Raw genomic sequence first — 21,432 nt, 5'->3', positions numbered from 1 at the left:
TCGGCAGCCCCTGGCACCCGCGTCTTCGTGACGGGTTATGCCGTATGGACGGCTTGCGCCGATGCGTCTGTCCCGCTACCGTTGCATCATGACTTTTCGCTATACCGTATCGCTCGCCGAGGTCGAACTCACCGCCGTGCGCGCGCAAGGCGCGGGCGGCCAGAACGTCAACAAGGTGTCGAGCGCGATCCACCTGCGGTTCGATATCCGTGCCTCGTCACTGCCGGAGCCGATCAAGATGAGGCTCCTCGCGCTCGCCGATCACCGGATCACGCGCGAAGGCGTCGTTATCATCAAGGCGCAGGAATACCGCACGCAGGAAATGAATCGCACGGCGGCGCTCGCGCGTCTGAACGAACTCATTGCGGCGGTCAGTCTGACTCCCCGCGCTCGCGTTCCCACGAAACCGACGCGCGCGGCGAAGCTGCGGCGGCTCGACAGCAAGGCGCGCCGGGGCGATATCAAGGCCGGGCGTGGACGCGTGACCGACTGAAACTGAAGGTGCGGGCCGCAAGGCCCGAAGCGCAGACGCGGCGATTGGCGTAGCTCTCGCGCCTACTGGCCGCGAGGCGGCTCCGGCATCGATGTATCGAGCAGGAAGTCCGCGCAGAATACGAGCCGGCGCGAAGCGAACTCGACGGTGACAGCTGCCGTGTAGCAATCCTTGCCGTCGGTGAGGGAGTAATGAGGGCCCATGACGGCCACACGCCCCGGCGCTGCGAGGGCGCGCTTGAAGTAGGCGCGGCGCGACCAGTTGCTACCGGCGTCGGGAAAGAGGGGCGAGAGTCGCTCGCTCTCGGGCGCCGGATCGCGCGTGATCGAAGGTTCATGCTGATTGCCGTACTCGTCGAGGAGAAACACGCGCTTGGCGAACGGCTGCGCCAACGTCTGATCGGCTGCCAGCGCAAGATTGCCCGCGCGCTCGTAGGCTTGCGCGCCCTCGAGTACCGCGTGCTCGAAGTGCCTCAGGTCGATTGAGCCGTGCGGCCGGCTGCCCTCGCGCGTGTGAAACCGCGCCCACATCGCTTCGACGAGCGCCGGTGCTTGCGCCGCGGCGACGCTCGGCGACGTATCGGGCTGCCCGAGCCAGAAACCCTGGATGAAATCGACGTCGGCCTCCATGAGCGTCATCAGTTCCTCGTCGGTTTCGACGCCTTCGCCCAGCACCATCGCGCCGGCGCGATGCAGCATCGTCACGAGCTGGGTCGCGAACTGAGGATCGGCGCCCGGCATGGCCATGCGCGCAACGAGCGAGCGATCGAGCTTGACGAGATCGGGCCGCACGCGCCAGATGCGGTCAAAGTTCGAAAAGCCGGTACCGAAATCGTCGATTGCAATCATCAGATCGCGTCTGCGCAGTGCCTCAACGGTGTGCTCGAAATGCGCTTCGTCGGCGGCCGGCTCCTCCAGCAACTCGATGACGATGCGTGAGTGAGGCAGTCCGAAATGCGCGCAGAGCTCGTCGACGTACGAGCTATAGGGCCACCCGGTCTTGAAAAGGCGCGGCAGCGCATTGACGAAGAGCCAGCCCTTGTCGAGCCCCGCCTCCGCGAAATTGGCGAAATGCACGCAGCGCGTGAGGCGCTCGAGTGCGACCGCGACGGTTTTGCCGGGCGCACGGGCAAAGACCGTTTCCGGGGCAATCGCCTCTCCGGCTGCGTTCGTGGCGCGCAACAGCGCCTCGAAGCCCACGACGCGTTTGTGCGTGATCGAGACGACCGGCTGGAATGCGCTGCGCAGTCGAATGCCGCGGTAATCGATGTACCAGCCCGTGTCGTCCCGGGCCAAGAGGGGTAGGACGTCCGTTAGCGTCATGACACGCTTCGACGCCATGGCGAGCGCCTGGCTGATGCGCGAGTGCGCGCTCGCGCCGCTTGGGCGACGTGCGAGCCGGCCGAACGGGTGGGTCGCGCTTTTTCGCGGTGAAGGCACGGAGCGCTGAGAGCGGGAGTGCGAACCATGCCTGATCGTGATCATATGAAGGGAGCCCAGTGTAGCAAACGAACGCATGAGGCGATGGAGTTCAGCGTAAGTCGCTGCTGGGATCGCGTTATGTTCGATCGGGTACGGTGGCGCGGAACTTGCGCAGGCCGGGCTGGATTCGGCGTGCTGTGGCGAACGCAAGCCCGGCAAGGCTGTGGCGGGGGCGCGACGCAACAGCCCCGTGCTCGGGGCGTGCGCGCGATTGCTTTTGGCGGGTGCGGCGGGGTCTTGTCAGGCGAAACAGCGATCGGGTCTCAGGTCTGCGCAGGGCGCCGGCCGAAGCCGGGAATGCGCTTGACCGCACCCGTGGCGAGGGCCGTTCCCACGAGCACGATCGCGCAGCCGGCGAGCATCGCCGGCGAGACCGCTTCGTGAAGAAAGAGGGCGCCCCAGAGAATGCCGAAAACGGGGATGACGAACGTGACGGTCATGGCACGGGCGGGACCCGCCACGTTGAGCAAATGAAAATAGATGAAGTAGGCAACGCCGGTGCAAACGACGCCGAGGCTCAGCACGGCGCCCCAGGCGCTTGCCGAGACGGAGTGCGCGGGCCACGTGGCGATGGCGAACGGGATCAGCGCGAGGGTGGACCCGACCATGCTGCCCGTGGCGATGGCCATCGCATCGACGCCGCCCAGGCGGCGCTTCGTGTAGTTGGCCGCGATGCCGTAGAGGAGGGCTGCGCCCATGGCCGCGGCGGCTGCCAGCGCGGTCGCGAGCGGCGTGGGGCCCAGCGCGTCGTGACTCGAAGCGATCTGGTCCCAGACGAGCGTCACGACGCCCGCAAAACCGATAGCCATCCCGAGCGTACGCAGGACGGTCAGCCGGTCGCGCAGCCAGACGTAGGCGACGAGCGCGCCCCAAAGCGGCGTCGTCGCGTTGATGACGGAGGTCGTGCCGGCGGACAGCGTGAGCTCGGCGAACGCAAAAAGACAGAACGGCGCGGCCGAATTGAGCACGCCCACGACGAACAGTGGCCATGCGCGCGCGCTCAATACGCGCAGCACCTCGTGCGGGGCGCCGCGCGCGACGGTCATGCCGAGCAGGAATAGGGCGCCGATCCCGACGCGCAAGGCCATGAGCGGCGCCACGCCGAATTCGGCGACGCCGACACGAATGAACAGGAACGACGCGCCCCAGACGGCGGCGAGGGCCAGAAGCTGCACGAGATGGCGGGGTTTCATCGAATGGAGCGCCCGTTGGCGCCTTCGGCAAGAGGACGAGCGGGCATGTTACCGCGGCGGTGGCGCCAGCGCCCGGCACAGCGAATGAGACAGCAAGCGGTACGGTTGAGCCAGCGGGATGGCGAGGCCGGTCAAAGGGGCCGAAGGGTGCAAAACGAAGGGGGCGCGAACGCCCCCTTCGTTTATCCGGCCGGCAGACCGGCTCGATAGGACCTTATTGACGCTGATAGATCTCCGCGCCGCTCTTCACGAATTCGACCGCTTTCACTTCCATGCCTTTTTTCAGCGCGGCCTCTTCGGAGACACCCTGCGCCGCCGCGAACTCGCGCACGTCCTGCGTGATCTTCATCGAGCAGAAGTGCGGGCCGCACATCGAGCAGAAGTGCGCCACCTTCGCCGAGTCCTTCGGCAGTGTCTCGTCGTGGAATTCGCGCGCCTTGTCGGGATCGAGGCCGAGGTTGAACTGGTCTTCCCAGCGAAACTCGAAGCGCGCCTTCGAGAGCGCGTTGTCGCGCACCTGCGCGCCCGGATGACCCTTCGCCAGATCGGCCGCATGCGCCGCGAGCTTGTACGTGATGATGCCTTCTTTCACGTCGTCCTTGTTCGGCAGCCCGAGGTGCTCCTTCGGCGTCACGTAGCACAGCATCGCCGTGCCGAACCAGCCGATCATCGCGGCGCCGATGCCCGACGTGATGTGATCGTAGCCGGGGGCGATATCGGTCGTCAGCGGTCCGAGCGTATAGAACGGCGCCTCGTCGCACCATTGCAGCTGGAGATCCATGTTCTCCTTGATGAGCTGCATCGGCACGTGGCCCGGGCCTTCGATCATGACCTGCACGTCATGCTTCCAGGCGATTTGCGTGAGCTCGCCGAGCGTCTTCAGCTCGCCGAGTTGCGCTTCGTCGTTGGCGTCGTACACCGAGCCGGGGCGCAGGCCGTCGCCGAGCGAGAAGCTCACATCGTACGCCTTCATGATTTCGCAGATATCTTCGAAATGCTCGTAGAGGAAGCTCTCCTTGTGATGCGCGAGGCACCACTTGGCCATGATCGATCCGCCGCGCGAGACGATACCCGTCATGCGGTTCGCCGTGAGCGGCACATAGCGCAGCAGCACGCCCGCATGAATCGTGAAATAGTCGACGCCTTGTTCGGCCTGCTCGATCAGCGTGTCGCGGAAGATTTCCCAGGTCAGGTCCTCGGCCTTGCCGTTGACCTTCTCCAGTGCCTGGTAAATCGGCACGGTGCCGATCGGCACGGGGCTGTTGCGCAGGATCCATTCGCGCGTTTCGTGAATGTGCTTGCCCGTCGAGAGATCCATGACGGTATCGCCGCCCCAGCGGATCGCCCACGTCATCTTGTCGACCTCTTCGCCGATCGACGACGTCACCGCCGAGTTGCCGATATTGGCGTTGATCTTCACGAGGAAGTTGCGCCCGATGATCATCGGTTCGCTCTCGGGGTGGTTGATGTTGGCGGGAATGATCGCCCGGCCGCGCGCAACTTCCTCGCGCACGAACTCGGCCGTGATCTCGCGCGGGGCATCGGCGCCGAAGGCGGCGGCCCCGAATGCCTGGCCCGGATGCTGACGGCCCATCATCTCGGCGAGCTTCGTGCCGGTCGGCCCGCTCGCGCGCAGGCTCTCTAGGTACTCGGCGCGCCGCTGATTCTCGCGAATCGCGATGAACTCCATCTCCGGCGTGATGATGCCGCGACGCGCGTAATGCATTTGGGTCACATTGGCGCCCGCCTTCGCGCGGCGAGGCGTGCGGTGAAGACCCGGAAAGCGTAGTTGGGCGGTGGCCGGATCGGCTGCGCGCTCGCGCCCGAACGCGCTCGTGAGCCCCGCAAGCGCTTCGGTGTCGCCGCGCGCCTCGATCCAGCGCTGCCGCAACGCAGGCAGGCCCTGGCGGATGTCGATCTTCGCCTGAGGGTCCGTATAGGGGCCCGAGGTGTCGTAGACGTAGATCGGCGGGTTCTTTTCTCCGCCGAACGCGCTTGGGGTATCCGACTGGGTGATTTCGCGCATCGGCACACGGATGTCCGGCTGCGAACCGTTCACGTAGATCTTGCGCGAGTTGGGCAACGGGGCGACGGCAGCCGCGTCGACGCGTGCTTCCGCTGAGATGAATTTCGGGTTGGCGTTCATGCAAATCTCCTGGCATAGGGTTGCTAAAGCAGGAGCAGGAGACGGAAGGGAGGTCGGGTGATCGAGGCGTCTGAAGGTCCAGCGCGGTCAAACCCGTACGCTTCCCTGCGCTGGCATTATCCAGATCAGGTTCAAAGGGTGTTTCTCACCCGCGCGCATTCTCGCATCGATGGATGCAACAACACGACGCAGGACCCCCGCGTTAGCACCGCAGAAGATACAACGGGACGGCGGGCTTGGCAACCGGGCGAAATCCGTGCCTGCGAGCCCTTCGCCCCGCGTCATCGTGCCCAAGCGCCGGCGCGGCGCGCGAAACACGTGACCGGGCATAATACGGGGACCTGTTCGGCGGGCGTTCGTTGGCCGCCGTTCGCCGCACAATCGATACTGGCCCGCAATCGCCGTTGCGCCTCTGATCACCTCTATGTCTTTCTCAGTAGCCTGCGAGGCCCGCGCCGTTCCTGCGCATTGCGCGCCGGCCGGCGCGCTTGCCGGCGCGGCTTGCGCGCCGTCGCCCATCCGAAGGGCGAGGCCGCCCAGATGAGGCTGCTTCGCTGGCTGCCGCGCTCCCGTGTCGGGCGCATCGGGCTTGCGCTCGCTGCGGTCTACCTCGCCTGGGGCTCCTCTTATCTCGCGCTGCATGTCGCGCTCGAGTCGTTTCCGCCGCTTTTGCTGTCCGGCCTGCGCAATCTTTTTGCCGGCATCGGCCTGTTCGTGTTCGCCGCGCGCCGTGCGAGCGCGTGGCCGACACTCGTCGAGGTCCGCAATGCGGGCATCGTCGGCACAATGCTCGTCGGCCTGTCCAGCGGATTGCTCACGTTCGGCATGAAGAGCGTGAGTACAGGCGCCGCCGCCGTCATCATCGCAACGGTGCCGCTTTTTGCCACGATCATCGCCGCGATTGCGGGGCGGCCCGTGGCACGGGGCGAGTGGGCCGCGATTGCGCTCGGGCTTGCCGGCATCGTCGTACTCAACCACGGCAACGCATCGAGCGCTCCGGCAAGCGGCAGCATCGTCATCCTCATGGCGGCGCTCGCCTGGGCCGGCGGTGCGCACCTGGCCAGCCGGCTCGCGCTGCCGGCCGATCTTTTCATGTCCACTGCGCTGCAGATCGGGCTCGGCGGCGCCATTTCGACGGCCGTGGCCTGGCTCGACGGCGAGCGCGTCGTCCAGGCCGGTTTTTCGGCGATCGCCGCCTTCGTCTATCTCATGCTGATTGCGACGATGCTCGCATACGTTGCCTATGGTTTCCTGATCCGCCACACGAGTCCCATCGTCGCGAGCAGTTGCATGTACGTGAACCCGATCGTGGCCGTGGCGCTCGGGGCCTTGATGCTTGGCGAGCCGGTCACCCGCTGGACGGTGATGGCGACGCTCGCCATTTTGCTGAGCGTCGCGCTCTCGTTCTGGTTCGATCGCCGCCGCGCAAGCTGACACGGTAATCTCGATATCCGTTGCGCGAAGCCCTGTGCTTGGATGCCCGCGCGCACCTGCGCGCAGGCATCGTCCGACTCGCTGCTCTAAACGTCGCTAGGTCCGTACGGAATATGGCGTCGCGGCATTCGTCTGCTGAATGCCGCGACGCTCGTACCCCGAGCGGCATACCGTTTGCTCCCTGAAAGTGCCACCACAACAAAAGGTAAATCAGGCGTGTTCCATTTCAGAGGTGCAATCATGAGGGTGATCAAAGGCATTGCCGCGTGCATTGGCGCGGCGCTCCTGCTGGCGGCGTGCGGCGGCGGCTCCGGCGACGTGGGCCAGGAACTTGGACTGCAAAATCCGCTGATGCATTTCATCAACGCATTCCCGGCGGGACCCAATCTCGATCTGCTCGTCAACGGCACGGCGCCGTCGGGGCAGACGAACGTACCCTATAAGGGGGTAACCAATCTCACGAATGTCAACACCGGCAGCACCGTCGTGGCCTATACGGCGACGGGCACGATGTCGCCGCAGCTCGCATCGGGCACGTTCCCCGACGTCGCCAAAGGACACGAGTACACCGTCATTGCGCTACCGAGTACGAGCGGCTACGGCATAGGGCTGATCGACGATCCGTTCGACAAGGGCTTGCTGTCGTCCAAGGCGCGCGTGCGTTCGTTCAATGCGTCGGCAAACGCGTCGAATCTCGACATCTATATCGTCGCGCCCGGGACCACGAGCGTCGTGGGCATGTCGCCGACGATGGCCGGCGTCTCGTACGGCAACGCCGTGCCGCCTTCGGGGCAGGATTCGAGCTATCTGTCGGGCGGCACATATATGGCCATCGTGACGACGGCGGGATCGAGCACGCCGATCTACGAGTCGGCGCCGTTCTCGCTCGGGAACAACGCGGACTGGCTGATCACCACCGTGCCCGCGAACACCTCGGTCAGCGCGCTGACGAACCAGCAGATTCATCTGCTCATCGCGCAGGCCGGCAATACATCGCAGCCGGCGATCGAATTGACAAATGCGTTGACAGGCCAGTGACGCGCGCGGCTGCGCGAGGACGGTTCCGCTTCGCGCAGCCCTAGCCGGCGGTTTTGCGCCAATGGACATGGCGCGCCGCGGCGACGAGCGTGAACGCGAAGCCGGCCGCGCAGGTGCCGGTCCAGCCGAAGCGGCGCCAGGCCAGCGCGCTGGCCGCCGAACCGGTCGCGCCGCCGATGAAATAGCAGACCATGTACACGGTGTTGACCCGGCTGCGGGCATCGGCTTTGAGCGCATAGATGCGCGCCTGGTTCGAAATCTGCGCGGCCTGCACGCCGATATCGAGCACGATGACGCCGAGAACCAGTCCGACGATGCTCGTCGCGGATAGACCGAAGACGACGAACGACAGCGCGACGAGCACGATCGAAAGCGAAATCACGGCGCGCGGTCCCCGCTTGTCGGCGAAACGGCCGGCGACAGGCGCCGCGAGCGCGCCGGCCGCGCCAACGATGCCGAAAAGACCTGCGGCCTGCGGGCCGAGATGAAACGGCGCGCGCGCGAGCAGCAGCGTCAAAACCGACCAGAACGCACTGAATGCAGCGAAGAGCGCGGCGCCCGTCAGCGATGCTTCGCGCAGCCCCGGGAGTTCGCGCGCGAGATGCCACATCGAGCCGAGCAGCTTGCCGTAAGACAGCGTGGAGGTCGGGCGGCTCTTCGGCAACCGCGCGATGACCACGGCAGCCAGCGCCAGCAGCGCGACTACCGAAGCCGCGAAGACCATCCGCCAGCCCAGATACTGAGCGATGAATCCCGCTGCGGTGCGCGCGAGCAAGATACCGAGCAAAAGGCCGCTCATGACCGTGCCGACCGCATGACCCCGTTCGGCCGGAGGCGCCAATTCCGCCGCGAACGGGACGGCCTGTTGCGCGATGGTGGCGAGCACGCCGATCGCGAAGCTCGCGACAGCCAGGATGGCGAGCGTCGGTGCGAGCGCGGCCACGCTGAGTGCGAGCATGAGGCCTGCGATCTGCATGAGGATCAGGCGCCGGCGATCGAAGCGGTCGCCGAGCGGCGCCAGCAGCAGCATGCCGGCCGCGTAACCGAGCTGAGTGGCCGCCGGCACCGCGCCGACCCACGCCGCCTCTTGCGCGTAGCTGGCGCGCAAATCGTCGAGCAGCGGCTGGTTGTAGTAGATGTTTGCGGCCGACACGCCGGCAATCGTCGCGAGCAGCATGAGCAGCCCGCGCGAATAGTGGCGCTCGGGTTCGTCGCGGATCGAATCGGCTGAGGCGGACACGAGCGGGCTCAATCGATGAGCTTGCCGCTCGGTTCGTAAAACGGATAGGGACCCTCGCCCTCGTCGATATACGCGTGATGCGAGACGAGCCCCGCCGCGCGGGTGTACTGATGCAGTGCGAATGCGGCAGGTTCGAGCCGGAACGCCGACGGTGCGTTTTCGCGCAAGTCGAGCGCCACCTGATGTGCGGGAGAGGGCACCGACATGGCGATCGTACCCGCGAAGCGCGTGACGATCGGCCGATGCACATGCCCGCAGATCACACGCTCGATATTGTCGAAGCGGCGGATGATGTCGGCGAGCCGGGTACTCGAGGTCGGGTCGAGTCGCTGGCGATCCATGTGGTCGATACCCGAGAGGAACGGCGGATGGTGTAAAGCGACGACAACGGGCTGCGCCCGCGCCGCTTCGAGCTGTGCTTCAAGCCATGCGAGGCGTGTCTCGTCAAGCATGCCGGCGCTTGCGCCGGGTGTCCTCGAGTCGAGCGCAACAAGCCGCAGCGGACCGACATCGACGGCGTACTGCAAGAACGTCTCCCCCGTGTGGAGATAGGCGTGATCGTCGAAGACCTCGCGCAGCGCCTCGGGTTCGTCGTGATTGCCGATCAGCAGGTAGTAGGGGATGGCGAGCGGCGCGAGCAGCGAGCGCAGGTGCCGATATTCCTCGACGGTGCCGAGGTCGACGAGATCGCCCGTGATCACGACGGCCTCCGGGCGCGGCGCTAGTGCATTGAGCCGCTCGATCGTGCGCGCAAGCGCTGCGGCGGTATCGACGCGCCGATAGGCCAGCGCGCCGGGACGTTTGATGTGTAGATCGCTGATTTGAGCCAGCAGCATGACAATCCCGTGATAAAAAAATATTTGTACCGACGTGCTCAAGGCAGCGCGATGAGCCCGTCGGAGTTCAGTTCGATGCCGACGGCGTCGCCGGGCGTCAGTGGGAAGCGGCCGCCCGCATCGATCACGAGCGCATCGGGCGCCGCGCCCGTCACGGTCACGCGGGTGCGTTCGCCGAGGAATGCAACCGTTTCGACGACGCCGCGCAGCGATGCCCGGTGGGGTGCCACGAGACGCGCATCCTCGGGGCGGAAGAACAGCTCGATCTCATCCGAATGAGTCGCGGCGGCCGGCGCACCGCTGCCGCTCGCGATCGATGCGGGCAGCACGATCGAACCGCCGAGGGTGCTCAGATGCCCGTCGTGGCGATGACCGGCGATCCGGTTGAGCGTGCCGACGAATTGCGCGACGTGACGCGTCTCGGGACGGTAGTAGATATCGCGCGGCGTGCCCACTTGCTCGATGCGCCCGGCGCTCATGACGACGATGCGGTCGCCGAGTTCCATGGCTTCCGCCTGATCGTGCGTCACGTAGATCGTCGTCACGCCGAGACTGCGCAGCAGCGTATTCATTTCGCGACGCAACGTATCGCGCAGCTTTGCATCGAGTGCCGTAAGCGGCTCGTCGAGCAACAACACGCGTGGTTCGCGCGCGAGCGCACGCGCCAGTGCGACGCGCTGACGCTGGCCGCCGGAGAGCTTGTCGATCGGCTTGTCGGCGTGCGCTTCGAGCCGCATCATCGCGAGCAGTTCGTCTACGCGCCGGCGCGCGAGCGAGGGCTCCGTTCTGGCGATGCGCAACCCGTAGCCGACGTTTCCCCGCACATCGAGATTCGGAAACAGCGCATAGCTTTGAAAGACCATGCCGACTTGCCGGCGTTCGATCGGCAAATGGGTGACGTCGTCGTCACCGAACGCGACCTTGCCGCCCGCATCGGGGGTCTCGAGTCCGGCGACGATGCGTAGCGTCGTGGTTTTGCCGCAGCCGGACGGCCCAAGCAGCACGACGGTCTCGCCAGCCTCGATCGAGAGGTCGATCGGCTCGAGAACGCGCGTGAGGTGAAACGTTTTCGCACAGTGCGTCAGCGTGATCGGGATGGGAGTGAATTTCATCGCGGCGAACGAGAGGAGGGTTAGCGGCGCGCGCCGGCACGCTCGCGCAGCGCGCGCTGACCGGTCGCATCGAGGCCGAGCCACTGCATGGCGACGAGCAACGGCATCGTCATGAGAAAAAAGACGATCGTATAAGCGCTGCCGATTTCGATACGCAGCGAGGCGTAGGTGTCGGCGAGCCCGACGGGCAGCGTCTTCGTCAAGGGCGTGTGCAACATCCACGTGAGGTTGAATTCGCCGATCGACAGCGTGACGACGGCAAGTGCGCCGGCCACGATCCCCGGGCGCAGGTTCGGCAGCACGATGGTTGCGAAGCGCTGCCAGAACGTGGCGCCGAGACTGGCGGCGCCTTCTTCTAGGACGCGTAGATCGGCGCTCGCGGCGACCGCCGCGACGGCGCGCACCATGAACGGCAGCGTGAAGACGACATGGCCCGCGACGATGAATGCGGCGCTCGTGCGAAACGGCGCATAGCCACCGTAGACGATGATGAGGGCAAGTGCCGAAGCAAGTCCGGGCAGCGCGACGGGCAAGACGAGCAGTTCTTCGACGATGCGCGCCGCGCGCGTTTTGCTGCGGGCGAGCGCATAAGCTGCCGGCACGCCGGTGAGCAGCGTGATGACGAGCGTGGCGGCTGCCACTTCGAGCGAGAGGAAGACCGACGCGTGATACTGCGCCCAGACCTGGGCGACCCAACGCAGCGTCAAGCCGCTCGAAATGCCCCGAAAGTAATTGACGGTCAAGCCGGCCATGATCGACATGACGACGGGCACCACGAGAAAGGCCGTGAGCGCAAGCGTGACGGCCCATTGGCCGAGCGCGAGCAGATGCCGCGCGCCGATGCGTCGTGCCGTGCCGCGCGTGCCGCGCTTCGTGTCCGTTTTCGTATCGACGAGTGCGCTCATGGGGGCCTCACGCGGTGGCCGCGACGGTCGAGCCCGTCAATCTGCGTGCGAGCGCGAGGACGAGCCACGTCACGAGGCCGAGCACGATGGATAACCCGGCCGCCGTCACCATGTTCGCGTTGAGCGTGAACTCGGTGTAGATCGTCATCGGCAGTACGTCGATGTCTGTCGCCAGCGTGAACGCCGTGCCGAACGCGCCCATTGCCGTCGCGAAGCAGATCGCGCCGGCTGCGATGAGCCCGGGCGCGAGACCCGGCAGTACCACGTCGCGCGTAACCTGCCAGGACGACGCGCCGAGCGAGCGCGCCGCCTCCTCGAGCGCCGGATCGAGCTTCGTCGCCGATGCCATCACGGTGACGATCACGCGCGGAATCGAAAAATAGAGATACCCGCAAAAAAGGCCGGCCATGGAGTATGCGAAGACCCATTTGTCGCCCGTGAGCTTTTCGGTGAGCGCACCGATGAGCCCTTGACGGCCGGCCAGCATGATGACCATGAAGCCCACGACGACACCTGGAAACGCGAGCGGAAAGGTGAGCAGCGCGACGAGCGTGCCTTTTCCAGTGAACGTGCGGCGCGCGAGCAGCAGGCCGGCGATGACCGACAGTACGAGCGTAGTGAGCGTGACGGCTGCCGACAGCGCGACCGTTGCGCCGAGACTGCCCATGTAGCGCGGGTTGGCGAGTAGGGCGCGATACGTTCCAAAGGCGTGCCCGTTGGCGCTCACCTGGGCGAGCACACCCATTGGCAGCAGCCAGAAAGCAAGGAAGATCGCGAGTGCGGGGGCGACGAGCGCGATACGCCAGTGCAGAGGGAAAGTGATGTCTTGCATGTCGAAAGCCGCGGTGAAGCGGCGCCATACCGCCGCACGGGGCGTCGCGAAGAGCGGCGCGGCGCCCGTGCCGGATTGCCTATGCGCGTGACGCGTTATCTCGTTTTCAAGTAATCCTGACCGAATTGCTGCTGCTTTTCCGCCATTTTCGCAAAGTCGACCGTTTTGGCGCGCGCGTATTCGCTGGCCGGCAGGAATTTGGCGGCAGCCTCCTTGCTCATCGCGCTCGCACGTACCGGGCGCAGGTAAGCGTTGGCCCAAAGCCGCTGGCCTTCGTCGGACAAGACGAAGTCGAGCACTTTCTTGCCGTTTGCCTCGTGCGGCGCACCTTTGACGAGACTCATGACATAGGGCACCGTGATCGTACCTTCCTTCGGGATCACGAAAGCTACGTTCGCGTGGTCCTTGTATTCGGCGCGATAAGCGTCGAAGTCGTAGTCGATGAGGATCGGAATCTCGCCCGAGAGCACGCGGGCGTAAGCCGTTTGCTTGGGCACGATCGGCGAATTCTTCTTGAGCTTTTCGAACCAGTCCAGGCCCGGCTTGAAGTTATCGAGCGTACCGCCCAACGCCTGATTGACCGCAACGGCGCCGGCATAGCCGACGAACGCGCTCGACGGATCCAGATAGCCGACCATGCCCTTGTATTCGGGCTTGAGCAGATCGGCCCACGATTGCGGCACCGGCTTGCCTTCGAGCGCATCCTTGTTGACGAAAAAGCCGAGCGTGCCCGAGTGGATGGCGAACCAATAGCCTTGCGGATCCTTCAGCCCCGCGGGGATGTCGTCCCAATGGGCGGGCTTGTAGGGCTGCACGACGCCCTTGTCCTTGGCCTGGAACGCCGACGATACGCCGAGATAGACGACATCGGCAACGGGGCTTTTCTGCTCCGCGATGAGCTGCGCGATCGCCTGGCCCGAGTTCTTGTTGTCCGACGGCACGGTGATGCCCGTCTTTTCCTTGATCGCCTTGAGCTGGCTGGCCCAATCGGCCCATTCGGGAGGGCAGTTGTAGCAGATCGCGGTCTCTTCGGCCTGCGCCGTGGCTGCGAACGACAGTCCGAAAACGCCGATGGCCGCGGCGCTCGCGACGGCGAACCTTGCGAGTCTTGCTCGGACGGAAGCGGGACGACATTTCACGTGAGGTCTCCTTGCATGCAAACAGAGGGAAGGACGAAACACGCGCCTCGCGTGTCAAGCGAAGCGCGTCGTTGGAACGGATGCGCTCGATCTACTGGACGTACTCGATGTGCCCGGTCAGACGGCGGGTCGCTCCGGCAAGGAGGAGCCGCCGGTGCTCGACAGCGCGCCGATCGTTCCGCCCATGCGCACCGAGTGCGGGAGCTGCAGCGAGAGCGATTCGCCGTCGTCGGCCCCTTCGATGCGGGCCATGAGACGCCGCCAGGCCGTGCTGCCGATGTCGCGGTTTGGCGTGCAAACGCTTGCGAGCGGCGGCGCGAGCAGCTCGCCGATGGCGAGGCCGTCGAAGCCGATGATCGACATGTCGCCCGGCACCATGAACGAGGCGCGCCGCAGCCCGCGCATGACGACCATCGCGAGCAGGTCGTTGCTGCAAAAGAGCGCTGTGGGGCGCTGCGCCCCCGAGCTGAGATGGGCCAATACCGATGGCGCGAGCTCGTCGGCATTGAAATCGACTTCGAGCGCCGGTGCCGGCGTGAGTCCGGCACGCAGCATCGCCTCCTCATAGCCCCTAAAGCGCAGCCGCGCCCGGTCCGACTCGGCGAGGGTGCCGGCCAGCATGACGATGCGTTCGTGGCCGTGTTCAATGAGCATGCTGACAGCGTCGAACGCCGCGCGGCGATTGTCGACCGATACCGACGGCCGTCTCGCGGTGTCGTTGTGCATGAGCACGTAGCGCATGCCATCGCGGTCGAGCTCGTCGAGCAGCGGGTGGGTATCCGCGTCGGCCACGGTGAGTACGAGCCCTTCCACGCGCTGCGCGAGCAGCGTCTCGATGGCGTGGCGCTCGCGCGCGGCGTCGTACTGAGTGGTCATCAGCATGAGCCGGTAACCCTGGCTCGAGGCGAGATCGTCGATGCCCTGAAGGCATTGCGCGAACACCGGGTTCGCGACCGTAGGCAGCACGATCCCGACGAGGCGCGTGCGCTCGCCGCGCAACTGGCGACCGAGCGGACTCGGCCGGAATTGCAGTGCCTCGATCGCCTCTCGAATTTTCGCCAATGTCACACGGTTGACCGTGTGCGGTGCGTTGATTGCACGCGACACCGTCGCGATCGAGAAGCCGGCGTAAGCGGCCACATCCTTGATGGTATGTTTCATCGCAGTGGGTACCGTCCCGGTAGAGCTGAGGGATGAAAACGTTTACGGTGCAACGATTATCCGAGCCGATTATGACTGACACGTGACGTTTTTGGTCACATTTTGATCGTAAAAAATGGAGGCTGCCGCTTGGCGCGGCCTTACCCGATGGGCATAATCGCTCGCGCTTCATGCGGGCGCCCGGCGGTCGAAGGCCCCGTTGCTCTATTTTCACCGTTTTGTCAGCAAAAAAGGAACCAACGCGTGACACTTGCCTTTCTGATTTTCCTGAGCGTCCTGCAGGGCGTCACCGAACTTTTTCCCGTCAGCAGCTTGGGACATACGCTGCTGGCGCCTGCGCTGATGGGCATGCACATCGATAAACACGCGCCGCAGCTGATTCCGTTTCTCGTTGCGCTGCACCTCGGCACGGCGCTCGCGCTGCTTTGGTACTTTCGCAAGCGCTGGGTAGCGCTGTTCGCGGGTTGGTTCGCCATGCTGGGCGGACGCCGCAACGACGAAGGGCACATGATGTGGGCGCTCATCATAGGCACGATTCCTGCGGGAATCGTCGGTCTGCTGCTCGAAAAGCGTCTGGAGCGGGTATTTCACGATCTGAGAATCGTGGCGGTGGCGTTGATCGTGAATGGACTGTTGCTTTGGGTGGGCGACCGGCTGCAGCGTGCCCGGGCGCACAGGCCGCCTGAAGCGCTGACGTACCGCCAGGCGTTTTTGGTCGGGCTCGCGCAGGTCGGGGCGCTCGTGCCCGGTTTTTCGCGCAGCGGCCTGACGATGATTGCGGGCAACGCGGCTGGGTTGACTGCGGAAAAGGCGGCGGAGTTTTCGTTCCTGCTCGGCACGCCGATCATTTTCGCCGCGGGGGTGTTGGAACTGCCGAAATTGTTTCATGCGCCCGGCCAACTCGCCGACGCGGTGCTCGGAGGTGTCTTGACGGCCATCGCGGCCTATCTGAGCGTGCGGTTCCTGATGCGGTATTTCGAAGGCCGCGGGCGGCTCGCGGCGTTCGGTGTCTATTGTGTTCTTGCCGGCGCGGCATGCCTGGTCTGGTTTTTGATGCATCCGCAGCCGGTTTGAGGGCAGGGGCGGGCGGGGGCGGCCGACGGTGAACGGCGGCCCTGCGGCCGTTCGGTTATAATCTCGCCCCCGACGCAGGTCCCGCTTGCGTCGCCGTAAAATAACGGCTTCGCCTCCCCATAGTTCAACGGATAGAACACGGGTCTTCTAAACCTGAAATCGAGGTTCGATTCCTCGTGGGGGGGCCAAAAACGCTCCTAACGTTTCCCATCGGCTACCAAAATCCCAGGCCCGTCAAGGGTTTGCGGCGAATCTTCTTACCAACGTTTCCCAAGTTTTCCCATTGACACCCACTAATCGCGGGGGTGCTTTTCGGGGTACTTTTTGACCAAACGGGGTATCGAGATACCCCCAGTTTCAGATGCCCTCGAAACCCCTGACGGACGCCGCCGTGCGTGCCGCGAAGCCTCGCGAGAAGGCTTACAAACTGGCTGACGGCCAAGGCATGTACCTCGAAGTCAAGCCGACGGGCGCCAAATACTGGCGGCTGAAGTACCGCGTCGACGGCAAGGAGAAGCTGGCGGCGCTTGGTGTCTATCCGACCGTTTCGCTGCTGGCCGCGCGCAAGGCTCGAGACTCTATCAAAGACCAGTTGCGCGCCGGCCTGGACCCGTCCCACGAGAAACGCCGCGTGAAGATCGAGACCGGGCTGCGCCGGACGAATTCGTTCGAGGCGATCGCGCGCGAGTGGCACGAAGCGAAATGCCAGACGTGGAAGTCGAGTTATGCCGACGGCGTGATCTCGCTGATCGAGAAAGAATTGTTTCCGGCGCTGGGCGCGCGGCCGATCGCGGAGATTACGGCGCCCGAGTTACTTGCCGTGCTTCGAAAAATCGAACCCCGCGGCGCGTTGGAAATGTCGAAAAAGTCGATGCAGCTCGCCGGCCAAGTGTTTCGCTTTGGGGTGGCCACGGGCCGCTGCGAACGCGATCCGACGCCTGACCTGAAGGGTGCGCTGAAGACCCGGAGGGTCAAGCACATGGCGCGCGTCACCGAGGCGGAGTTGCCCGAGCTGATGCGCAAGATTGCGACGTACGACGGCGAGTTTCAGACACGCCTCGCCCTGCAGTTCATGGCGCTGACGTTCGTTCGCACCGGCGAGATGCGGTTTGCCGAATGGTCCGAGATCGACGAGGCGAAGGCCGAATGGCGAATCTCGGCGGAGCGGATGAAAATGCCGAGCCCGCACATCGTACCGCTGTCGACACAGGCGCTCGAGGTGATCTGCCAGCTTCGCGAACTCAACGGCCGATGGAAGTGGGTCTTCCCGAGCCAGTCCAATAGTCAGAAGCCGATCAGCGAAAATACGGTCCTATTCGCCCTGTACCGCATGGGCTACCACTCACGGATGACGGGGCATGGCTTCCGTGGCCTGGCGTCGACGATCCTCAACGAGAACGGCTTCGAGAGCGATTGGATCGAGCGGCAGCTTGCGCACAGCGAGCGGAACGACGTCCGGGCCGCCTATAACCATGCTCAGTACCTCTCGGAACGGCGCCGGATGATGCAATGGTGGGCGGACTACCTAGAAAGATCGTGCGGGAAGCAATGATGGTGTTTCATCCTGTATGGTAAAGGTGCACGGGTAGAGTTCGGCCAAGTGCAGCTAGTCGCCATCGCCCAATATCGCGGGCGCCAAAGAGGAATGCGAAGACAATATGCAGTCGATCGAGCCAAAACGACAGGTCGCCATAATCGACGTTGCGACCTGGGACGCGGACGAAGAGTTTGCTGTCTTTCCTCAAGGCGCGCGCGCAAAAGAGGCAGTGTTTTCTCCGCAGGAACCCGGCGACCCGTGCCTCACGCCTAATAAGAGGTATTTGTTCAAAAGGTCGAAGCAGAGTTATCCGGATCAATTCTGGGGCGAGGTCATTGCCTATCGAATTGGATGCTGTATGGGGCTGGACGTCCCGCACGCTTTTACGGCGGTGAACTCACAAACTGGGCATTCTGCAGCCCTGATTGAATGGTTTTATGAGCAGCCAGCTAGGTTCGTGTATGCAGGCGAATACTTCCAGCGTGTAATTCCGGGTTTTGACCGGAAAAGAGGGTTGCAGCACAACTTGGTCGACGCAGCAGCGATCATTCGATTGTTCGTGTTGGGCAATTTCCTTGTAGCGGATTGGCGGCAGTGGTTAGTCGATATGCTCGTGTTCGATTCGGTCATAGGGAACACGGATCGCCACCAGGATAACTGGGGATTCGTTTTCCACGATAATCAACAGGCACCTGGAGCTTGCAAGTTGGCCCCGCTCTTCGACAACGGAACCAGCTTGGGACATGAACGCTTCCCTGACCGCGTACGCGGATGGAGCGATGTCGACGTCGATCGTTACATCGAGCGTGGTCTCCACCACATGGGGCAGACACGGATGGCGGGCGCGATGTCGTGCGGGCACATTGACCTTGTTGCTACGGCGCTTGACGTTTGGCCACAAACGCGCGTGATCGCGCGAGAAAGACTAGAATTGTTGCACCGCAGCTTACCGCGGCTTTGGGACGATCTTTTGGGGATGGATGCCCCGGTCCCGCTTACCGCAGCGCGGTCCGAGTTCGTTCTTCGACTGCTTATGCGGCGGCTGGCATTGTTGCGAGCGATGATCTCATGAATACCCTTCAGCATTTAATCGAACCGCGGCGGTTACTACTCACCTGGCAGGCTTCCGAGGCAGGGAGTGCTAGTCGTACCCGGCGCGTCGTCGCGGAGATCGTGCGGGAGGGGGCGGGTGTCGTTTTGCGCTATTTGGCAACTTCCGACGATTATCGGATCGCCGTTGGAGACGGCTTTACAGGGCATCCGGCGTTCCCTCTGTCAGCGGCGGAGCATTGGTCCGGAGTGGAGGAGGCACTGAGTCGGCGCCTACCTCCGCGCAAGCGAGAAGACTTTGGCGAATTTTTGGCAAAGCATTGCCTTCCGAATCCTTTCCCTCTGTCCGATTTGGCATTGCTCGGATACACGGGAGGCTCCCTTCCTAGCGATGGCTTCGCGCTAGTACCCGACTTCGCAGCTGACGATTTGCCTTGTGACTTTTTGCTCGAAATCGCGGGGGTCCGGCACGTCCATGGCACCGACGTTTCGGGTGTTCACAGTGGGGATCGCATCACGTTTGTTCGCGACGAAGAGAACGGCGTGGACTCGGACGCGCTACTGGTCGTTCATAAGGGGCGGCCGCTAGGGTATGTGAACCGGGCCATGCGTCATCGGATTGCGCGTTGGAATGATGACGGGCGGTTGACGGCCCATATCGAGTACATAAACGGAAAGCCAGGGCGCCCAGTCGTCTATGCTCTGCTGCAAGCGGCCTAGTGATAACTGCCCGCGCGGGCTTTTTCACATCTGCGCCCAGGCGGGTCGTTGGCGCAGTGGCGTGATCGGCACTCGATCGCCTCGCCGATCCACAGCACCGGCCAGTTCGTCGAACCGTCGATGCCGATGAAATTCCACAGCAGTTCCCCTTCCGCGTTCTAGCCCTTGAAGCGCGCCGGCTGGACGGCGACGTCGATTGTCACCTGTTATTGATCACAGTTGTGCCGCTCGGCGAGCAAGGTAATGTGTCGACACCGTTGCAGTAGCTTCGGCGCTGGCCTTGGCGACAGCGACCCCTCCTGGGGCGCGAGGACAACACGCATTTCCACGAAGGAGACCAACGTGCCCGCTTTAAACCAACAAGAAATGAGAGCCGCGAGAGCGCACGCGGGTCGTGCCGCAACTCTTCGTACGGCTGCGCGAGAGCTTCGAAGCGCATTTGAGAGGACTATCGCGGTGGCCTCGGAGCGGACCCCCTCCGGCTATGCGATATCGGATTCCTGCACCGTCGGCGAACTGAACTTCGCTATTGGATCACCGCATGGACGAATCGAAGCAATTTTTGACGAGGCATTCAAAGATGGGGAGCTTGTTGGCCGATATAGGTTCTTCACAGTCGAGCGAATGCCTTCGGGAATCACAGAGAAAGAAGTTTGGACGATATTGTTCGACGCGAATAACAACGCTACATGGGATCCTGATGGGACCTTCGACTGGACGTTTCGATTCGGCGAAAGTAGTGCCGAAGCGTCGATCGGCTGGTGCCTTTTGACGCTTGTAGCCAAGGTCCAGGCAACGTTTCGTCAGTACTGATCCCCGTTCACCGGCTAACGCGCCGTCGCCCCAACGCTGGCGCCCGTCACGCCATCGTCGCGAAGAGCCCCGCTGCGGCGAGCATTTACTCGGTCGCCGTCAACAGGTTGTCCACCTGCTCGATGGGGATCAGGCCGCACTTGTCGAAGCGAAGTTTGCCTGTGCGCACGAGCTTGCGGACAGTGGGGACGCTCAAGCCGAGCATCTTGGCTGCTTGCGTCATATTGACTTGGATCGGGCGAGGGTGCCGCGCCTTGTAAAGATCCAATGCTCGATGGACGATTCGAATCACATCGGCTTCCGTCATTGAACCGGCGTGCGCTTCGTTATGCTTGCCGGGCAGCAGTCGGCCGGACGAATCATCGTCGATCGTCAGCCCCGATGCGAGCGACCGAACTCGACTTCGCCAAAATGGCTGTAAGCGCACGGCCATCCCGTCTTGAATGACGACGCCGTAAGCGGCGACCATCGCGTCCACTTCAACTTAAGTGGACACGTGTACGCTATGCAAGAGCAGATCGAAGTTCAAACGCCGCGCCGGCGCCGACGCCGGCATACCGCAGAATTCAAAGCTGAGGCCGTCGCCGCATGCATGCGTCCGGGCGTCTCGATTGCAGCGATTGCGTTGCATTATCGAATCAACGCCAACCTGTTGCGTCGGTGGATTGGCGCTCGCGAAGCGAAAGATGTCGTTGAGCGTTCGACGCGGGTTGCGGAATTCGTGCCGGTGCCGCTGGCAACGACGATGCCTGTGCCTGCGCAAGAGATCGTCGTCGAACTGCGTCGCGGTACAACAGCGATCACGATGCGCTGGCCGGTGAGCGCTGCGCAAGACTGCGCACATTGGCTGCAGGGCTGGCTACGGTGATCCGAGTCGAAGCAATGTGGCTGGCCACCGAAGCGCTGGACATGCGAGCCGGACCGGACACGGTCCTCGCGCGCGTGGTCAAGGTGTTCGGCTCGGCCCGCCCCCATCACGCATATCTGTTCACCAACAAGAGCGCGACGCGCATGAAGGTGCTCGTGTACGACGGCCTCGGCCTATGGCTGGCAGCGCGCCGCCTGAACAAGGGCCGCTTCGCGTGGAGCACTGGGCACGGCGAATTCGCCGTCGCCCTGAACACCGAGCAATGGGACGCCCTGATCAAGGGCCTCGCTTGGCACACGCTCAGCGCAGATCACGCGATCCGCGTGGTCTGATATCCCCACGGCCGTAAACTGGCTTGCC

General features: G+C 63.9%; 21 protein-coding genes, 1 tRNA gene and 1 riboswitch. Of the genes, 11 read left to right on the top strand and 11 right to left on the bottom strand.

The window, feature by feature from the left end; all coding sequences use genetic code 11:
- The first annotated feature begins 88 nt into the window (after positions 1 to 88).
- A complete protein-coding gene (gene arfB / locus ACR9ZC_RS20655; protein ID WP_481581736.1) occupies positions 89 to 493 on the top strand; it encodes an alternative ribosome rescue aminoacyl-tRNA hydrolase ArfB in 405 nt (134 codons plus the stop codon).
- Between the two features lie 62 nt (positions 494 to 555).
- Here the strand turns inward: arfB and ACR9ZC_RS20650 are convergent, their stop codons facing one another.
- Positions 556 to 1,815, bottom strand: a complete 1,260-nt coding sequence (locus ACR9ZC_RS20650; protein WP_481581735.1) for an EAL domain-containing protein — start codon at positions 1,813 to 1,815, stop codon at positions 556 to 558.
- On the opposite strand from ACR9ZC_RS20650, the gene ACR9ZC_RS20645 reads away from it, so the two are divergent.
- On the top strand, positions 1,814 to 1,942 hold the full coding sequence (locus tag ACR9ZC_RS20645; RefSeq protein WP_481581734.1) for a hypothetical protein: 129 nt from the start codon (positions 1,814 to 1,816) through the stop codon (positions 1,940 to 1,942). The two genes, ACR9ZC_RS20650 and ACR9ZC_RS20645, sit on opposite strands and share 2 nt — an antisense overlap.
- Positions 1,943 to 2,237: 295 nt before the next feature.
- Here the strand turns inward: ACR9ZC_RS20645 and ACR9ZC_RS20640 are convergent, their stop codons facing one another.
- Positions 2,238 to 3,167, bottom strand: a complete 930-nt coding sequence (locus tag ACR9ZC_RS20640; RefSeq protein ID WP_481581733.1) for a DMT family transporter — start codon at positions 3,165 to 3,167, stop codon at positions 2,238 to 2,240.
- Positions 3,168 to 3,381: 214 nt separating this feature from the next.
- Positions 3,382 to 5,313, bottom strand: coding sequence for a phosphomethylpyrimidine synthase ThiC (gene thiC / locus ACR9ZC_RS20635; protein WP_481581732.1), 1,932 nt, complete (start codon positions 5,311 to 5,313; stop codon positions 3,382 to 3,384).
- 84 nt (positions 5,314 to 5,397) lie between these two features.
- Positions 5,398 to 5,522, bottom strand: a riboswitch (TPP riboswitch).
- Between the two features lie 331 nt (positions 5,523 to 5,853).
- Between thiC and ACR9ZC_RS20630 the strand changes: the two genes are divergently transcribed.
- Together ACR9ZC_RS20630 and ACR9ZC_RS20625 are read left to right on the top strand one after the other, a co-directional pair.
- Entirely contained in the window at positions 5,854 to 6,747 is an 894-nt protein-coding gene (locus ACR9ZC_RS20630; protein ID WP_481581731.1) for an EamA family transporter, read from the top strand.
- A 240-nt stretch (positions 6,748 to 6,987) separates the two neighbouring features.
- Positions 6,988 to 7,785 (top strand): DUF4397 domain-containing protein, encoded by a 798-nt coding sequence (locus ACR9ZC_RS20625; protein ID WP_481581730.1) that lies wholly within the window; start codon positions 6,988 to 6,990, stop codon positions 7,783 to 7,785.
- 40 nt (positions 7,786 to 7,825) lie between these two features.
- On the opposite strand, the gene ACR9ZC_RS20620 is transcribed toward ACR9ZC_RS20625, so the two are convergent.
- The 7 genes from ACR9ZC_RS20620 to ACR9ZC_RS20590 all read right to left on the bottom strand — a co-directional run bounded on the left by ACR9ZC_RS20620 (position 7,826) and on the right by ACR9ZC_RS20590 (position 15,010).
- Positions 7,826 to 9,025 (bottom strand): MFS transporter, encoded by a 1,200-nt coding sequence (locus tag ACR9ZC_RS20620; protein ID WP_481581729.1) that lies wholly within the window; start codon positions 9,023 to 9,025, stop codon positions 7,826 to 7,828.
- Positions 9,026 to 9,033: 8 nt separating this feature from the next.
- Positions 9,034 to 9,861: a phosphodiesterase gene (locus ACR9ZC_RS20615; RefSeq protein WP_481581728.1), complete on the bottom strand. Its 828-nt coding sequence runs from the start codon at positions 9,859 to 9,861 to the stop codon at positions 9,034 to 9,036.
- A 38-nt stretch (positions 9,862 to 9,899) separates the two neighbouring features.
- On the bottom strand, positions 9,900 to 10,973 hold the full coding sequence (locus tag ACR9ZC_RS20610; RefSeq protein ID WP_481581727.1) for an ABC transporter ATP-binding protein: 1,074 nt from the start codon (positions 10,971 to 10,973) through the stop codon (positions 9,900 to 9,902).
- A 20-nt stretch (positions 10,974 to 10,993) separates the two neighbouring features.
- Positions 10,994 to 11,878, bottom strand: coding sequence for an ABC transporter permease (locus tag ACR9ZC_RS20605; RefSeq protein WP_331573402.1), 885 nt, complete (start codon positions 11,876 to 11,878; stop codon positions 10,994 to 10,996).
- Between the two features lie 7 nt (positions 11,879 to 11,885).
- Entirely contained in the window at positions 11,886 to 12,710 is an 825-nt protein-coding gene (locus ACR9ZC_RS20600) for an ABC transporter permease (protein ID WP_481581726.1), read from the bottom strand.
- Positions 12,711 to 12,805: 95 nt separating this feature from the next.
- On the bottom strand, positions 12,806 to 13,783 hold the full coding sequence (locus ACR9ZC_RS20595; RefSeq protein ID WP_440560514.1) for an ABC transporter substrate-binding protein: 978 nt from the start codon (positions 13,781 to 13,783) through the stop codon (positions 12,806 to 12,808).
- Between the two features lie 183 nt (positions 13,784 to 13,966).
- On the bottom strand, positions 13,967 to 15,010 hold the full coding sequence (locus tag ACR9ZC_RS20590; RefSeq protein ID WP_481581725.1) for a substrate-binding domain-containing protein: 1,044 nt from the start codon (positions 15,008 to 15,010) through the stop codon (positions 13,967 to 13,969).
- A 243-nt stretch (positions 15,011 to 15,253) separates the two neighbouring features.
- Between ACR9ZC_RS20590 and ACR9ZC_RS20585 the strand changes: the two genes are divergently transcribed.
- The 5 genes from ACR9ZC_RS20585 (at position 15,254) to ACR9ZC_RS20565 (ending at position 19,391) form a co-directional block, all read left to right on the top strand.
- The gene (locus tag ACR9ZC_RS20585; protein WP_481581724.1) at positions 15,254 to 16,084 is read left to right on the top strand and encodes an undecaprenyl-diphosphate phosphatase; all 831 of its coding nucleotides are present in this window, start codon (positions 15,254 to 15,256) and stop codon (positions 16,082 to 16,084) included.
- Between the two features lie 113 nt (positions 16,085 to 16,197).
- Positions 16,198 to 16,272 (top strand) — tRNA-Arg (locus tag ACR9ZC_RS20580).
- Positions 16,273 to 16,445: 173 nt separating this feature from the next.
- The gene (locus ACR9ZC_RS20575; protein ID WP_481581723.1) at positions 16,446 to 17,636 is read left to right on the top strand and encodes a tyrosine-type recombinase/integrase; all 1,191 of its coding nucleotides are present in this window, start codon (positions 16,446 to 16,448) and stop codon (positions 17,634 to 17,636) included.
- 106 nt (positions 17,637 to 17,742) lie between these two features.
- Complete coding sequence (locus tag ACR9ZC_RS20570) at positions 17,743 to 18,693, top strand: HipA domain-containing protein (RefSeq protein ID WP_481581722.1); 951 nt, start codon at positions 17,743 to 17,745, stop codon at positions 18,691 to 18,693.
- Entirely contained in the window at positions 18,690 to 19,391 is a 702-nt protein-coding gene (locus ACR9ZC_RS20565) for an HIRAN domain-containing protein (protein WP_481581721.1), read from the top strand. Before ACR9ZC_RS20570 ends, ACR9ZC_RS20565 begins: the two co-directional genes overlap by 4 nt.
- 898 nt (positions 19,392 to 20,289) lie before the next feature.
- On the opposite strand, the gene ACR9ZC_RS20560 is transcribed toward ACR9ZC_RS20565, so the two are convergent.
- Entirely contained in the window at positions 20,290 to 20,673 is a 384-nt protein-coding gene (locus tag ACR9ZC_RS20560) for a helix-turn-helix domain-containing protein (RefSeq protein ID WP_481582725.1), read from the bottom strand.
- A gap of 36 nt (positions 20,674 to 20,709) precedes the next feature.
- Between ACR9ZC_RS20560 and ACR9ZC_RS20555 the strand changes: the two genes are divergently transcribed.
- Both ACR9ZC_RS20555 and tnpB read left to right on the top strand, forming a co-directional pair.
- Positions 20,710 to 21,072: a transposase gene (locus ACR9ZC_RS20555; RefSeq protein ID WP_481581720.1), complete on the top strand. Its 363-nt coding sequence runs from the start codon at positions 20,710 to 20,712 to the stop codon at positions 21,070 to 21,072.
- A 14-nt stretch (positions 21,073 to 21,086) separates the two neighbouring features.
- Positions 21,087 to 21,404 carry an IS66 family insertion sequence element accessory protein TnpB gene (tnpB, locus tag ACR9ZC_RS20550; protein ID WP_481581719.1) on the top strand — a complete coding sequence of 106 codons (318 nt, stop codon included), beginning with the start codon at positions 21,087 to 21,089 and terminating at the stop codon, positions 21,402 to 21,404.
- Positions 21,405 to 21,432: the final 28 nt, after the last annotated feature.

Source organism: Trinickia sp. HAY1-2D (genome assembly GCF_056754935.1).
The sequence above is the reverse complement of the archived record's forward strand: the minus strand, read 5'-3'. Positions and strand labels throughout refer to the sequence as shown.

What these genes read in the sequence shown, in the direction of transcription:
- arfB (WP_481581736.1), top strand. Translation starts at nt 89, where the DNA reads ATGACTTTTCGCTATACCGTATCGCTCGCCGAGGTCGAACTCACCGCC.
- ACR9ZC_RS20645 (WP_481581734.1), top strand. Translation starts at nt 1,814, where the DNA reads ATGACACGCTTCGACGCCATGGCGAGCGCCTGGCTGATGCGCGAGTGC.
- ACR9ZC_RS20650 (WP_481581735.1), bottom strand. Translation starts at nt 1,815, where the DNA reads ATGACGCTAACGGACGTCCTACCCCTCTTGGCCCGGGACGACACGGGC.
- ACR9ZC_RS20640 (WP_481581733.1), bottom strand. Translation starts at nt 3,167, where the DNA reads ATGAAACCCCGCCATCTCGTGCAGCTTCTGGCCCTCGCCGCCGTCTGG.
- thiC (WP_481581732.1), bottom strand. Translation starts at nt 5,313, where the DNA reads ATGAACGCCAACCCGAAATTCATCTCAGCGGAAGCACGCGTCGACGCG.
- ACR9ZC_RS20630 (WP_481581731.1), top strand. Translation starts at nt 5,854, where the DNA reads ATGAGGCTGCTTCGCTGGCTGCCGCGCTCCCGTGTCGGGCGCATCGGG.
- ACR9ZC_RS20625 (WP_481581730.1), top strand. Translation starts at nt 6,988, where the DNA reads ATGAGGGTGATCAAAGGCATTGCCGCGTGCATTGGCGCGGCGCTCCTG.
- ACR9ZC_RS20615 (WP_481581728.1), bottom strand. Translation starts at nt 9,861, where the DNA reads ATGCTGCTGGCTCAAATCAGCGATCTACACATCAAACGTCCCGGCGCG.
- ACR9ZC_RS20610 (WP_481581727.1), bottom strand. Translation starts at nt 10,973, where the DNA reads ATGAAATTCACTCCCATCCCGATCACGCTGACGCACTGTGCGAAAACG.
- ACR9ZC_RS20605 (WP_331573402.1), bottom strand. Translation starts at nt 11,878, where the DNA reads ATGAGCGCACTCGTCGATACGAAAACGGACACGAAGCGCGGCACGCGC.
- ACR9ZC_RS20600 (WP_481581726.1), bottom strand. Translation starts at nt 12,710, where the DNA reads ATGCAAGACATCACTTTCCCTCTGCACTGGCGTATCGCGCTCGTCGCC.
- ACR9ZC_RS20590 (WP_481581725.1), bottom strand. Translation starts at nt 15,010, where the DNA reads ATGAAACATACCATCAAGGATGTGGCCGCTTACGCCGGCTTCTCGATC.
- ACR9ZC_RS20575 (WP_481581723.1), top strand. Translation starts at nt 16,446, where the DNA reads ATGCCCTCGAAACCCCTGACGGACGCCGCCGTGCGTGCCGCGAAGCCT.
- ACR9ZC_RS20570 (WP_481581722.1), top strand. Translation starts at nt 17,743, where the DNA reads ATGCAGTCGATCGAGCCAAAACGACAGGTCGCCATAATCGACGTTGCG.
- ACR9ZC_RS20565 (WP_481581721.1), top strand. Translation starts at nt 18,690, where the DNA reads ATGAATACCCTTCAGCATTTAATCGAACCGCGGCGGTTACTACTCACC.
- ACR9ZC_RS20560 (WP_481582725.1), bottom strand. Translation starts at nt 20,673, where the DNA reads ATGGTCGCCGCTTACGGCGTCGTCATTCAAGACGGGATGGCCGTGCGC.
- ACR9ZC_RS20555 (WP_481581720.1), top strand. Translation starts at nt 20,710, where the DNA reads ATGCAAGAGCAGATCGAAGTTCAAACGCCGCGCCGGCGCCGACGCCGG.
- tnpB (WP_481581719.1), top strand. Translation starts at nt 21,087, where the DNA reads ATGTGGCTGGCCACCGAAGCGCTGGACATGCGAGCCGGACCGGACACG.